The organism is Streptomyces sp. A0592, from assembly GCF_004795115.1.
Lineage (GTDB): Bacteria > Actinomycetota > Actinomycetes > Streptomycetales > Streptomycetaceae > Streptomyces > Streptomyces erythrochromogenes.
Genome location: NZ_SSBM01000025.1, coordinates 15,066 through 28,407 on the forward strand (window position 1 = coordinate 15,066; position 13,342 = coordinate 28,407).

Sequence of the window (13,342 nt, forward strand, 5' to 3'; positions counted from 1 at the left end):
GGTCGGGGCTGTCGGTGGGGGCGGCTAGCCTTTTTACGTGTCCGCGCGTGCATCCGTACTGAGCGATCCCGAGCAGCTCAAAGAGCTCCTCGGGATCCCTTTCACGCCCGAACAGATGGCCTGCGTCACCGCCCCGCCCGCCCCGCAGGTCGTTGTCGCCGGCGCCGGATCGGGCAAGACCACCGTCATGGCCGCCCGAGTGGTCTGGCTCGTCGGCACCGGCGCGGTCGCACCCGAGCAGGTCCTCGGCCTCACCTTCACCAACAAGGCCGCCGGCGAACTGTCCGAACGCGTCCGCACCGCCCTGGCGCGGGCCGGCATCACCGACCCGGACCCCTCCCCGGCCGACGCCGCGGCGGCCGGCGGGGAGCCGCGCATCTCCACGTACCACGCCTTCGCCGGCCAGCTCCTCAAGGACCACGGGCTGCGCATCGGCCTGGAGCCCAGCTCCCGCCTCCTCGCCGACGCCACCCGCTTCCAGCTCGCCGCGAAGGTGCTGCGCGACGCCCCCGGCCCGTACCCCTCGCTCACCAAGTCCGTCCCCGACCTCGTCGGAGACCTCCTCGCCCTCGACGCGGAGCTCTCCGAGCACCTGGTCGACCCCGAGCGGCTGCGCCTCCACGACACCGCGCTCCTCGACGTGCTCGCCGGCACCCGGCTCACCAACGAGGACCTGCGCAAGGTCCCCGAGGCCGTGCGCGGCCGCCTCGAACTGCTGGAGCTCGTCGGCCGCTACCGGGCCGCCAAGCGCTCCCGCGACCTCTTCGACTTCAGCGACCAGATAGCCCTCTCCGCGCAGCTCGCCACGACCCGGCCCGAGGTCGGCGCACTGCTGCGCGAGGAGTTCCGGGTGGTCCTGCTCGACGAGTACCAGGACACCTCCGTCGCGCAGCGGCTGCTGCTGTCCGGCCTGTTCGGCGCGGGCTCCGGCCACGCCGTCACCGCCGTCGGCGACCCCTGCCAGGCGATCTACGGCTGGCGCGGAGCCTCCGTGGCCAACCTCGACGACTTCCCCGAGCACTTCCCGCACGCCGACGGCACCCCCGCCACCCGGCTCTCCCTCAGCGAGAACCGGCGCAGCGGCGGCCGCCTCCTGGACCTCGCCAACGGGCTCGCCGCCCCGCTGCGCGCCATGCACGAAGGCGTGGAGGCACTGCGCCCCGCGCCCGGGGCGGAGCGCGCCGGGCAGGTCCGCTGCGCCCTGCTGGAGACCCACGCCCAGGAGCTCGACTGGGTCGCCGACTCCGTCGCCCACCTCGTGCGCACGGGAACGGAGCCGCGCGAGATCGCCGTCCTGTGCCGGTCCGCCGGTGACTTCGCGCAGATCCAGGCCGTGCTCGTGGACCGGGACGTGCCGGTGGAGGTCGTCGGCCTGTCCGGGCTGCTGCACCTGCCCGAGGTCGCCGACCTCGTGGCCGTCTGCGAGGTCCTCCAGGACCCTGGCGCCAACGCCTCCCTGGTGCGGCTCCTCATCGGCCCGCGCTGGCGGATCGGCGCGCGCGACCTGGCCCTGCTGGGCCGCCGGGCGCGGCTGCTGGTGGGCCGGGCACCGGCCGGGGCCGACCCCGACGAACGGCTGGCGGCGGCCGTGGAGGGCGTGGACCCGGCCGAGATCGTGTCCCTGGCCGATGCCCTGGAGACCTTCCTCGACGGCGCCGGACAGACCCCGGACGACCTCCCCTTCTCGGCGGAGGCCCGGGTCCGCTTCGCCCACCTCGCGCAGGAGCTCCGCGACCTGCGGCGGTCCCTCGCCGACCCGCTGATGGACGTCCTGCACCGGGTGCTGTCCGCCACCGGCCTCGAAGTGGAACTGTCCGCCTCCCCGCACGCGCTGGCGGCCCGCCGGCGCGAGACCCTGTCGAACTTCATGGACGTCGCGGCCGGTTTCGCCGCGCTCGACGGGGAGGCCTCGCTGCTGGCCTTCCTGGCGTTCCTGCGCACGGCCGCCCAGTACGAGAAGGGCCTCGACCACGCCCTGCCGGGCGGCGAGAACACCGTGAAGGTCCTCACCGCCCACAAGTCCAAGGGCCTGGAGTGGGACGTGGTGGTGGTCCCCGACCTGTGCGCGGGCTCCTTCCCGAAGGAGAAGGCCCCGGAGGCCTGGACCTCGTACGCCAAGGTCCTCCCGTACGCGCTGCGCGGCGACGCCCCCACCCTGCCCGCGGACCCGGCCTGGACCTCGGCCGGCCTGAAGTCCTTCAAGGCCGCCCTCAAGCACCACAAGTCGGTGGAGGAGCTGCGCCTGGGCTACGTGACCTTCACCCGGCCGCGGTCCCTGCTGCTGGCCTCGGGCCACTGGTGGGGCCCGACCCAGAAGAAGCGCCGCGGCCCGTCGGAGTTCCTCACCGCGCTGTACGAGCACTGCGCCGCCGGCTTCGGCGAGATCGAGGCCTGGGCGGACGAGCCCGAGCCGTCCGCGGAGAACCCGGCCCTCGCGGGCGATTCCGCGGCCGAGCACTCCTGGCCGCTCCCGCTCGACCCGCACTCCCTCACCCTGCGCCGCGCGGCCGCCGCCCTGGTCGAGTCCTACCTGGCGACCCCGCCCCCGCCCGAACCGGACGACGCCTACCTGTGGCCCCCGGACTGCGAGGACCCCGCCTACGACGACGAGCCCTGGCCCCCGGACCCGGACGACCCCTGGCCCGCCTTCCCCGACCCGCTGTGGGACGGCCCGGCCGCCCTCCCGCGCCCGACGCAGCCGCCCGCCGAAGCGGTCCCGGCCGCGGGCGGCCCTGCCGACGACCGGGACACCGACGACCTCTGGGGCGACCCCACCCCGACCGCCGCCGCCACCGGCCAGGCCGCGGGCCCGGACCGCCGTGCCGTCCCCCATCCGCGCGGCGCGGGCACCACCGGCCCCGGGGGCGCGGGTGCCCGCCCGGCGGAGCCGCATGCCGCGGCGCAGGGCGCGTGGGCCGACGAGGCCTGGGCCGCTGACTCCGCGGCGGAGCCGCGCTCCGGCAGGGGCACCACCGGCCCCGGGGGCGCGGGTGCCCGCCCGGCGGAGCCGCTTGCCGCGGCGCAGCCGAGTTCCGGCGCCGGTATGTCCGCCCCGCAGGCCGGGGCGTCGCGCGTCGCGCGGGGCGACGAGGCCCGGGCCGCCGACCCCGCCGACCGCGCCGGAGACGGCCGGCTCACGCCCGAGGAGGCGCGGGTGATCGCCTCCTGGGACCGGGACCTCGACGCCCTGGAGGGCGAGCTCCGCCGTGCCCGCACGGCCGTCCGCGACGTGGAGCTGCCCCCCGCCCTCTCCGCCAGCCAGCTGCTCCGGCTCGCCGCCGACGAGCAGGGCTTCGTACGCGACCTCGCCCGCCCCATGCCCAAGCCCCCGCAGCCCGCGGCCCGCCAGGGCACCCGCTTCCACGCCTGGGTGGAGTCCCGCTTCGACGAACTCCCACTCCCTTTCCTCGACGTCCTCGACCCCGTCGCCGACCTCCCCGGCGCCGGATCCGGCCAGGAGATCGCCGACGAGGCCGACCTCGACGCCCTCAAGGCCGCCTTCGAGCGCAGCCCGTACGCGGACCGCCCGCCCCACCGCATGGAGGCCCCGGTCCAGCTCACCCTCGCCGGCCGCGTCATCCGCGGCCGGATCGACGCCGTCTACAGGACCACCGACGAGAACGGCGACGACGCCTACGAGATCGTCGACTGGAAGACCGGCCGGACCACCGAGGCCGACCCGCTCCAGCTCGCCGTCTACCGCCTGGCCTGGGCCGAGGCCACGAACACCCCGCTCGACCGGGTCGCCGCAGCCTTCCTCCACGTCCGCAGCGGCCGTGTGATCCGCCCGCGCAACCTCCCCGGCAGAGCCCGTCTTGAGCGGATCCTCCAAGGCGAATCGGGCCCCGCCGATGACCACCTGGCGGACGGCTAGGCTCGGGGCATGAGCGACACCCGGCCGGACAGCGTCGTCCGCACGTACATCGACACCCACCGCGCAGCGTTCCTCGACGACCTGGCCGAGTGGCTGCGCATCCCCTCCGTCTCGGCCCAGCCCGAGCACGCGGACGACGTACGCCGCAGCGCCGAATGGCTCGCGGCGAAGCTCAAGGAGACCGGCTTCCCGGTCGCCGAGGTCTGGGAGACCGACGGCGCCCCCGCCGTTCACGCGCACTGGCCGAGCGAGGACCCGGACGCCCCGACCGTCCTCGTGTACGGCCACCACGACGTGCAGCCGGCAGCCCTCGCCGACGGCTGGCACACCGACCCCTTCGAGCCGGTGATCCAGGACGGCCGGATGTACGGGCGCGGCGCCGCCGACGACAAGGGCCAGGTGTTCTTCCACACCCTGGGTGTACGGGCGCACCTGGCGGCCACCGGGGCCGCCGCCCCCGCCGTGCACCTCAAGCTCCTCATCGAGGGCGAGGAGGAGTCCGGCTCCCCGCACTTCCGCGCCCTCGTCGAGGCCCGAGCCGCAGAGCTCGCCGCCGACGTCGTGATCGTCTCCGACACCGGCATGTGGTCCGAGACCACCCCCACCGTCTGCACCGGCATGCGGGGCGTCGCCGACTGCGAGATCGACCTCCACGGCCCCGACCAGGACATCCACTCCGGTGCCTTCGGCGGAGCCGTGCCCAACCCGGCCACCGCCGCCGCCCGCCTGGTCGCCGCCCTGCACGACGCCGACGGCCGGGTCACCGTCCCCGGCTTCTACGACGGCATCGCCGAGCTCACCGACGCGGAGCGCGCGCTCATCGCCGAGCTGCCCTTCGACGAGTCCGAGTGGCTGCGTACGGCCAAGTCCCACGCGGCGGCAGGCGAGGCCGGCTACTCCACCCTGGAGCGGGTCTGGGCCCGCCCGACGGCCGAGGTCAACGGCATCGGCGGCGGCTACCAGGGCCCCGGCGGGAAGACCATCGTGCCCTCCTCCGCCCACGTGAAGCTGTCGTTCCGCCTGGTGTCCGGGCAGGACCCGTACGAGGTGGAGGCGGCAGTCACGGAGTGGGTCGCGGCCCGGATCCCGGACGGAATCCGCCACGCCATCACCTTCGGCGCACCGACCCGCCCGTGCCTGACCCCGCTGGACCACCCCGCCCTGCAGTCCGTCGTACGGTCCATGGGCCGGGCCTTCGGCCAGAAGATCCGCTTCACCCGCGAGGGCGGCTCCGGACCCGCGGCCGACCTCCAGGACGTCCTCGGCGCGCCCGTCCTCTTCCTCGGCATCTCGGTGCCGTCCGACGGCTGGCACGCCCCGAACGAGAAGGTCGAGCTGGACCTGCTGCTCAAGGGCGTCGAGACGGCCGCGTACCTCTGGGGGGACCTGGCCGACGGCCTCCGCGACCACCGCACGCCCCGCACACCCGCCTGACCGGCGCACACACCTGTCGTACCGAGCCTGCCTGTCCCACCACCGGGGGAGTTGGAAGTACCAGTGAGCACCCATACCGAGCGACCTCTCTCGCTCACCGCGCCGAGCGGGATCGACCGTGCCGCGCACCACCGCCTCGACGAGGCCTGGCTCGCCGCCGCCTGGAGCCACCCGACGACCCGCGTCTTCGTCGTCTCCGGCGGCCAGGTGCTGATCGACGACACCCCCGACGGCGGCACCGCCATCGTGATGACCCCGGCCTTCGAGGCCCCGGTCACCGAGACCCACCGCTACTTCCTGGGCACGGACGAGGACGGCGTACGGTACTTCGCGCTGCAGAAGGACGCCCTGCCCGGCCGCATGGACCAGTCGGCCCGCCCGGCCGGCCTGCGCGAGGCCGGCCTGCTGCTGAACGACCGCGACGCCGCTCTGATGGTCAACGCGGTGGCCCTGGAGAACTGGCAGCGGATGCACCGCTTCTGCTCCCGCTGCGGAGAGCGCACGGTGGTCGCCGCCGCCGGGCACATCCGGCGCTGCCCGGGCTGCGGCGCCGAGCACTACCCGCGCACCGACCCCGCCGTGATCATGCTGGTCACCGACGAGCACGACCGCGCGCTGCTGGGCCGCCAGGTGCACTGGCCGGAGGGCCGCTTCTCGACCCTCGCCGGGTTCGTGGAGCCGGGCGAGTCGATCGAGCAGTCCGTCGTGCGCGAGGTGTGGGAAGAGGCGGGCGTCAGGATCGGGCGGGTCGAGTACGTGGCCAGCCAGCCGTGGCCGTTCCCGTACAGCCTGATGCTGGGCTTCAACGCCCGTGCCACCAGCTCCGAGATCACCGTGGACGGCGAGGAGATCCAGGAGGCCCGCTGGTTCTCCCGCGACGAGCTGCGCGCGGCGTTCGCGTCGGGCGCGGTGCTGCCCCCGTCCGGGATCTCCATCGCGGCCCGGCTGGTCGAGCTCTGGTACGGCGAACCGCTGCCCAAGGCCGCTGCGTAACGTCCGTCACACGGTCCGGCGTGCACGTCCGGCGTCCGCGTCCGGCGTCCGCGTCCGGTACAAGCGGAAGGCCCCCGCCTCGGAAGGCGGGGGCCTGCTGCGGACGGCTGAGAGCCCACTCAGACGGCGAGGGCCTGCTTCACCTGGGCCAGGCTCGGGTTCGTCATGACGGACTCGTTGCCGGCGGCGGACTTCACGAGCACGGTGGGCACCGTCTGGTTCCCGCCGTTGGCCTTCTCGACGAACGCCGCGGACTCCGGGTCGAGCTCGATGTTGATCTCGTTGTACGCGATGCCTTCCCGGTCCAGCTGGGTCTTCAGCCGACGGCAGTAGCCGCACCAGGTCGTGCTGTACATCGTGACGGTGCCCGTGTCCTGCATGGTGCGCTCTCCTTCGTGAAGGCTCGGTGGTCCAGGTACTCGAACGTACGCGACCGCACGGCCATTCCCGTACGTGCACATCCGTACCGCCGGTGTGACCAATACGACGAATCCGCACCGCCTGTGGACGGATTTCCCGCCCGGCTCGTGCGACCTGGCAGCATGGCGGAGTGACAGCAGCAACGCCCTCCTCCCCCTTCCCCGCCGACGCGGACTCGGCCGACGCGGTGCTCCTGGGCCTCGACCCGGAGCAGCGCGAGGTCGCGACGACCCTGCGCGGACCGGTGTGCGTGCTGGCCGGTGCCGGTACCGGCAAGACCCGGGCGATCACCCACCGCATCGCCTACGGCGTCCGGTCCGGACAGCTCATGCCGGCCAGTGTGCTCGCCGTCACCTTCACCAACCGGGCCGCCGGCGAGATGCGCGGCCGCCTGCGCGCGCTCGGCGCGGGCGGTGTCCAGGCCCGGACCTTCCACTCGGCGGCCCTGCGCCAGCTCCAGTACTTCTGGCCGAAAGCCATCGGCGGGGACGTGCCGCGGCTGCTGGAGCGCAAGATCCAGTTCGTCGCCGAGGCCGGTGCCCGCTGCCGCATCCGCCTCGACCGCGGTGAGCTGCGCGACGTGACCGGCGAGATCGAGTGGGCCAAGGTCACCCAGACGGTGCCCGCCGACTATCCGGCGGCCGCCCTCAAGGCGGGCCGCGAGGCCCCCCGGGACATGGCCGAGATCGCCCAGATCTACGGGACGTACGAACAGCTCAAGCGCGACCGCGGAATGATCGACTTCGAGGACGTGCTGCTCCTGACCGTCGGCATCCTCCAGGACCGCCACGACATCGCCGAGCAGATCCGCGGCCAGTACCAGCACTTCGTCGTCGACGAGTACCAGGACGTCAGCCCGCTCCAGCAGCGGCTGCTCGACCTGTGGCTCGGCGAGCGCGACAGCCTCTGCGTCGTCGGCGACGCCAGCCAGACCATCTACTCCTTCACCGGCGCCACCCCCGACCACCTGCTGAACTTCCGTACGCGCCACCCGCGGGCCACCGTGGTCAAGCTGGTCCGCGACTACCGCTCCACCCCCCAGGTGGTGCACCTCGCCAACGGCCTCCTCAGCCAGGCCAAGGGGCGGGCCGCCGAGCACCGCCTCGAGCTCGTCTCCCAGCGCGAGAGCGGCCCCGACCCGGTCTACGCCGAGTACGCCGACGAGCCCGCCGAGGCCGAGGGCGTCGCCCGCCGGATCCGTGACCTGATCGCCGCGGGCGTGCCCGCGGGCGAGATCGCCGTGCTCTTCCGCATCAACGCCCAGTCCGAGGTCTACGAGCAGGCCCTAGCCGACGCAGGGGTGCCCTACCAGCTGCGCGGGGCCGAGCGGTTCTTCGAGCGCCAGGAGGTCCAGAAGGCCATCCTCGCGCTGCGCGGAGCGGCCCGCTCCGGCGGCAACGACCCACTGCTGGAGGACATCGTCGACCTGGGCTCCCAGGTCCGGGCGGTGCTCAGCTCCACCGGCTGGACCACCACGCCGCCGGCCGGCTCCGGCGCCGTGCGCGACCAGTGGGAATCGGTGGCCGCGCTGCTCCGGCTCGCCGAGGACTTCGCCCGCACCCGGCCCGGCGCCACCCTCGCGGACCTCACGGTCGAGCTGGACGAGCGCAGGGCCGCCCAGCACGCCCCGACCGTCCAGGGCGTCACCCTCGCCTCGCTGCACGCGGCGAAGGGCCTGGAGTGGGACGCCGTGTTCCTCGTCGGCCTCACCGACGGCATGGTCCCGATCACCTACGCGAAGACCGATGAACAGGTCGAGGAGGAGCGGCGGCTGCTCTACGTCGGCGTCACCCGGGCCCGCCTGCACCTGACCCTCTCCTGGGCGCTCTCCCGCACCCCCGGGGGAAGGGCCTCCCGGCGCCCCAGCCGCTTCCTGAACGGCCTGCGGCCGGGCTCCGCGGCCCCGGCAACCCGGACGGGCCCCGCGGGCGAGCGAGGGGCCCCCAAGCGCGGCAGCCGCGGCCCGGTGCGGTGCCGGGTCTGCGGCAGGACGCTGACAGAGGCGGGCGAGCTGAAGCTGATGCGCTGCGAGGACTGCCCGTCCGACATGGACGAGGGCCTCTACGAGCGACTGCGGGACTGGCGCGCCGCCCGGTCGAAGGAGCAGGGCCTGCCCGCCTACTGCGTCTTCACGGACAAGACGCTGATGGCGATCGCAGAGGCCGCGCCCGCCGAGGCGGGGGAGCTCTCTATGATCTCCGGGGTGGGTGGCCGCAAGCTTGACCGGTACGGAGCCGATGTCCTGGCCATCTGTGCAGGTCAGGAGCCTGGGGGCGAGGATCCTGACGACGCGTAGAAACTCGTCGGAAAAATAGTTTGCACATGCCCAGCGAAGACCCATAGGTTCTTAGCAACGGAAACGGTGGCTTCTCCGAAGCCCTGGATCCGTGCTGTACTTATCCGAATACGCATGGGACAGGCCCTCGGGCCGAGTCCCCGAGACGCCGAGAGGAGGCGAGACCAGTGACCAGCTTCATGACCTTCACCAAAATGACCGATCGCTCGGTTGATGCCTCCTGCCTGCTCGGTTCCGTCTCTGCTCTGGGTACCGGTGCGTCCGCGATTTCCGCCGGCGTCCCCGCCCTGCTCGCGACCCTTGCGGTCAGCGAGCGCAATGAGCGACCGACCCAGGCACCGGTGGCAGTACTGGCAGCAGAAGCACAGGCGCATGGCGCCTATGGATTTGCCGCCGCGGCCGGTGCCGGATCCCTGACGAAGCAGACGAAGCAGCAGCACCACCTGATGTGGGCCTTCCGCGGGCTCGAACCCTGGAGTGATCCAGCCTGATCGCATGATCAGGCCGGCGCCTTCAGGGCCGCGGAACCCCACCCGGGATCCGCGGCCCTTCTGTTTGTCCCCGACCGGGGGCCATGACAGAGAAGGGGCCTCGGGACTGGCAGAACCAGGTACCAGCCGCACCCGGCCGACCGGCCGGAACGACTAGCCGAACAAGACGAGGAAGAAAACACCGTGCAACTCGAAGCGCACGCCCCGTCCGTACCGCAGACCCAAACGATCTCCCCGCCCGCAGTCCCGGAGGACCACACCTTGACCCCGCTCACCGCGCTGACCGCGCTCGACGACGCCATCGAGAACCTCGGCGTCCCGGTTCCCTGCCGCACCTTCGACCCCGAGGTCTTCTTCGCCGAGTCCCCGGCCGACGTCGAGTACGCCAAGTCCCTCTGCCGCACCTGCCCGCTGGTCGAGGCCTGCCTCGCCGGAGCGGTCGAGCGCCGCGAGCCCTGGGGTGTCTGGGGTGGCGAGCTCTTCGTCCAGGGTGTCGTCGTAGCCCGGAAGCGCCCCCGTGGCCGTCCGCGCAAGAACCCGGTTGTCTCGGCATGACCGCCATCGGAACCATCGACCGCCCCCTGACGCACGACCCCCTGAAGCAGGCCCTCATGACCGCCCACACCACGAGCGAGCAGCCCCACGGCGCCGCCCACGCAGACTTCATCACCGCCGGCGCGATCACCTCGCGTCAGAACAGGACCCGCGAAATGCAACTCATCCCAGAAGCCCTGGCTCGCGCCCATATGGACGACCGCATGCGCGAGGCCGACGCAGAGCGTCACGCCCTCCGCCTGGTCGCCGCGCGCCGCATGCAGCGGCGGGCCGAGCGCGTCTCCATGCGCGCCCGGCGCGCACTGGCCATGGCCGTCATGCACTAAGAGCTGAGAACAGCACCCCGGGGGGACCGGTCCGAACGGACCGGTCCCCCCGGTGCGTTGCGCGGGCCCGGCCACCCCGGCGGAGGTATCGTCCGGAGGTGGACCAGCCGACTCCCCAGCCCGACCCGTCGGAATCCGAGGCCCAGCCCGTCGTCTGTGCGCGCTGCGGCAAAGAGTCCCCCGGCGGAGCCCCGCCCACCTGGACCTGTTCGGTGGAGAACGGGACCAGAGAGTACTTCTGCGTCGAATGCGCCCGCGCCAACCTCAGGTCGATCGAGGGCAGGCTCGACTCCTCCTGGTGGTGACGGCCGGCGCCGTCACTCGGCGGAGGCGAACCCGGGCAGCCAGGTGTCCAGTTCGTCGCGCAGCCGCACCGTCGCGCCCAGCTGGCACAGCACGCCGATGGTGCTCAGAGTCACCCGGTGGATCAGCAGGTACGAGGGCGGCAGGTTGATCTGCCGGCCCAACTGGTGCGCGGGGGAGCGGGGATCGGCGATCCGCGCCGCCTGACCGCGCAGCCACGGACGGGTGAAGGTGAACTCCTCGGCCTCGGCAGGTTCGATGATCGGCTTCAGGTAGTCCAGCACGGCGTCCGGGTCCAGCTCGACGGACTCCTTCACGAACCCCTCGGCGCACAGGTGGCCGTAGACCCCCTCGGCATCGCCGTCCAGCGTCATCCGCAGGGACCTGCCGATGGGCTTGGGCCAGCCCCCGGGCAGCCGGTCGACCGTGCCGAAGTCCAGGACGCCCAGCCGCATCCGGCCATCCGCCCCCGGTATCAGCCGGAAGTTGCCCGGGTGCGGGTCGGCGTGCAGCAGACCGGTGCGCGCGGGACCGGAGAAGAGGAACCGGGCCAGCAGCTGCCCGGCGCGGTCGCGCTCCTCCTCGGTGCCGTCGGCGATCACCTCCGACAGCGGGGTCCCGTCCATCCACTCGGTCACGAGCACCTGGTCGCCCTGGTGCACGACGTCGGGGACGACCACGTCCGGATCGTCCACGAAGGCGTCCGCGTGCGTCCGCTGGGCCTCGGCCTCCAGCTCGTAGTCGAGCTCCTCCGAGACCCGGTCGCGCAACTCCTTGATCAGGGGCTTGATCTCCATGCCGGGAACCAGCGGCCCCAGCAGCCCCGCGAACCGGCCCAACTGCTTCAGGTCCGACAGCAGCGCCTCGCCCGCCCCCGGGTACTGGACCTTGACCGCCACCTGCCGGCCGTCGTGCCACACCGCCCGGTGCACCTGCCCGATCGACGCCGCCGCGGCCGGCTTGTCCTCGAACTCCTCGAACAGGTCCCGCCAGTCCGCACCCAGACGGTCCGCCAGCACCTGGTGCACCGTCGCCGCGGGCAGCGGCGGAGCCGCCTCCTGGAGCTTGGTCAGCGCCGCCCGGTAGGGCCCCGCGACCTCCTCGGGCAGCGCCGACTCGAAGACCGACAGGGCCTGCCCGAACTTCATCGCGCCGCCCTTCAGTTCTCCCAGAGTGCGGAACAACTGCTCGGCGGTGCGCTGCTGGAGCTCGCGGGCCACGATCTCGGCGGACTTGCCGCCGATCCGCTTGCCCAGGCCCCAGGTGACCCGACCCGCGATGCCGATCGGCAGCGCGGCCAGCTTGACGGTACGGGTGACCGCCTTCCGGGGAAGATCAGACATGCCGCCCCCTCCATTTCCCAGACAGCTGCGCCGCAAGCGGCGGTTCGGCAGAAACCCTCGGTCCCGAAGCATCCTGTCACGGCCCTCCCGGCGGGTCCGCTCCCGATCCTCTTCCCGGGGCCCGCCCGGCCGGCTGGAGCCGCTGCGCGGGCTCCGCGGCCGCGCCGCACGGGCAGTCGGGGTGGGGGCGGACCGGGGCCGCCTCCCAGTGGAGGGCGGGCAGGGCCGCCTCCCAGCGGGAGCCCGTGGAGGCGGGCAGCTGCCCGTCGAGGAAGGCGAGCGCATGGGCCGCGGCCAGCCCGGCCACCGCGGTGGACAGGCCCAGGTCGCAGGAGGCGCTCCCGCGGCGGCGGTGCGAGGAGCGCCACTGCACGAGCATCCTCGGCCAGGCCGCGTCCCGGTCCACGCGGTCGCGCTCCATGCACCCGGCGCACGCCGTCGTGCCCGGCAGCACCAGCGGCCCCACCAGCCCCGTCCCCTCCAGCACCCCGGCGTACAGGTGGGGAATCCCGGAGGCGACCCAGTCGGCCGCCGTGTCCGGATCCGGGGCCCAGGCGTGCAGCCCGTCCCTCGGCGCGACCACCACCAGGGCCAGCCCGGGCTCCGGCCCCTCCTCCTCGCCGGCCCGCGGACCAGGACCCGGGGCCGCGGAGCGGACCACGGCCGCCGCGGCCTCGGTCCGCATCCGGCCCACGCTCGCGGGGCCCAGCCCGCCCGGTGCCACATCGCCCGGCTCCACCCGGCCCCCGTCGAGCACCTCGACCCGCCCCACGCCCGCTCCCGCCAGGACCGCCGCGATCACGGCGCCCACCCGGCCGCTCCCGCGCACCCGGACCCGTATCGCCCGGCGCGCCGCGATCCTCCCTAAGTCCCCGCCGGGCTCCCGGTGGACCAGCGAGAGCGAACCCAGGTCCGGGCCCAGCCGCTCCAGGGTCTCCGGATGCCTGCGCAGGGCCTGCGCCCGCGGGCCGCCCGCGGTGGCGTCGTCGAGCAGACCGGCCCCGGCCAGTCGCCTGACCAGGGCGTCGGCCAGGCCGTCCGGCAGCCCCATCCGCGTGGCCTCGGCCCGGAGCAGATCCATCCCCCGCGTCCCGTCGATGCGGTCGATGAGCGCGCCCGTCGCCGTGTCCACGGGCCCGAGCACCACCGCATGCGCCGGCGTCACCCCGAACTGCACCGTCTGCAGATCCCGCCAGGCCCGTGCCAGTGCCGGCTTCACCCTCGGAAACATGTCCGACCCCCTCGATATCCGTGCGGACCCGCGCCGCCCCTTTCCCGCTCCCCGGCAACAGTGCCCCTCCGCCGGA

Annotated in this window: 11 protein-coding genes; 8 read left to right on the forward strand and 3 right to left on the reverse strand. The window is 73.6% G+C overall.

From position 1 onward, the window contains the following. The first annotated feature begins 37 nt into the window (after nucleotides 1-37). The 3 genes from E6U81_RS28205 to nudC are packed head-to-tail and all read left to right on the forward strand — an operon-like array spanning nucleotide 38 to nucleotide 6,301. Complete coding sequence (locus tag E6U81_RS28205; RefSeq protein ID WP_136232888.1) at nucleotides 38-3,874, forward strand: ATP-dependent DNA helicase; 3,837 nt, start codon at nucleotides 38-40, stop codon at nucleotides 3,872-3,874. 9 nt (nucleotides 3,875-3,883) lie between these two features. Then, nucleotides 3,884-5,308 carry a dipeptidase gene (locus E6U81_RS28210; protein WP_136232889.1) on the forward strand — a complete coding sequence of 475 codons (1,425 nt, stop codon included), beginning with the start codon at nucleotides 3,884-3,886 and terminating at the stop codon, nucleotides 5,306-5,308. A 51-nt stretch (nucleotides 5,309-5,359) separates the two neighbouring features. Further along, nucleotides 5,360-6,301 carry an NAD(+) diphosphatase gene (nudC, locus tag E6U81_RS28215; protein ID WP_136232890.1) on the forward strand — a complete coding sequence of 314 codons (942 nt, stop codon included), beginning with the start codon at nucleotides 5,360-5,362 and terminating at the stop codon, nucleotides 6,299-6,301. Between the two features lie 119 nt (nucleotides 6,302-6,420). On the opposite strand, the gene E6U81_RS28220 is transcribed toward nudC, so the two are convergent. Continuing rightward, nucleotides 6,421-6,681: a mycoredoxin gene (locus E6U81_RS28220; RefSeq protein ID WP_030772737.1), complete on the reverse strand. Its 261-nt coding sequence runs from the start codon at nucleotides 6,679-6,681 to the stop codon at nucleotides 6,421-6,423. 170 nt (nucleotides 6,682-6,851) lie between these two features. Between E6U81_RS28220 and E6U81_RS28225 the strand changes: the two genes are divergently transcribed. The 5 genes from E6U81_RS28225 (at nucleotide 6,852) to E6U81_RS28245 (ending at nucleotide 10,694) form a co-directional block, all read left to right on the forward strand. Beyond that, complete coding sequence (locus E6U81_RS28225; RefSeq protein ID WP_168714759.1) at nucleotides 6,852-9,017, forward strand: ATP-dependent DNA helicase UvrD2; 2,166 nt, start codon at nucleotides 6,852-6,854, stop codon at nucleotides 9,015-9,017. Between the two features lie 179 nt (nucleotides 9,018-9,196). Then, nucleotides 9,197-9,508: a hypothetical protein gene (locus E6U81_RS28230; protein ID WP_168714761.1), complete on the forward strand. Its 312-nt coding sequence runs from the start codon at nucleotides 9,197-9,199 to the stop codon at nucleotides 9,506-9,508. A 183-nt stretch (nucleotides 9,509-9,691) separates the two neighbouring features. Continuing rightward, complete coding sequence (locus tag E6U81_RS28235) at nucleotides 9,692-10,063, forward strand: WhiB family transcriptional regulator (protein WP_030029453.1); 372 nt, start codon at nucleotides 9,692-9,694, stop codon at nucleotides 10,061-10,063. Next, complete coding sequence (locus tag E6U81_RS28240) at nucleotides 10,060-10,389, forward strand: hypothetical protein (protein WP_031151546.1); 330 nt, start codon at nucleotides 10,060-10,062, stop codon at nucleotides 10,387-10,389. The genes E6U81_RS28235 and E6U81_RS28240 overlap by 4 nt, the downstream gene beginning before the upstream one ends. A 98-nt stretch (nucleotides 10,390-10,487) precedes the next feature. Further along, nucleotides 10,488-10,694 (forward strand): hypothetical protein, encoded by a 207-nt coding sequence (locus E6U81_RS28245; protein ID WP_031151548.1) that lies wholly within the window; start codon nucleotides 10,488-10,490, stop codon nucleotides 10,692-10,694. A 12-nt stretch (nucleotides 10,695-10,706) separates the two neighbouring features. Here E6U81_RS28245 and E6U81_RS28250 read toward each other — a convergent pair whose 3' ends face one another. Both E6U81_RS28250 and E6U81_RS28255 read right to left on the reverse strand, forming a co-directional pair. After that, entirely contained in the window at nucleotides 10,707-12,035 is a 1,329-nt protein-coding gene (locus E6U81_RS28250; protein WP_136232893.1) for an AarF/ABC1/UbiB kinase family protein, read from the reverse strand. Nucleotides 12,036-12,111: 76 nt separating this feature from the next. Next, nucleotides 12,112-13,266, reverse strand: coding sequence for a ThiF family adenylyltransferase (locus E6U81_RS28255; protein WP_136232894.1), 1,155 nt, complete (start codon nucleotides 13,264-13,266; stop codon nucleotides 12,112-12,114). Nucleotides 13,267-13,342 lie beyond the last annotated feature (76 nt).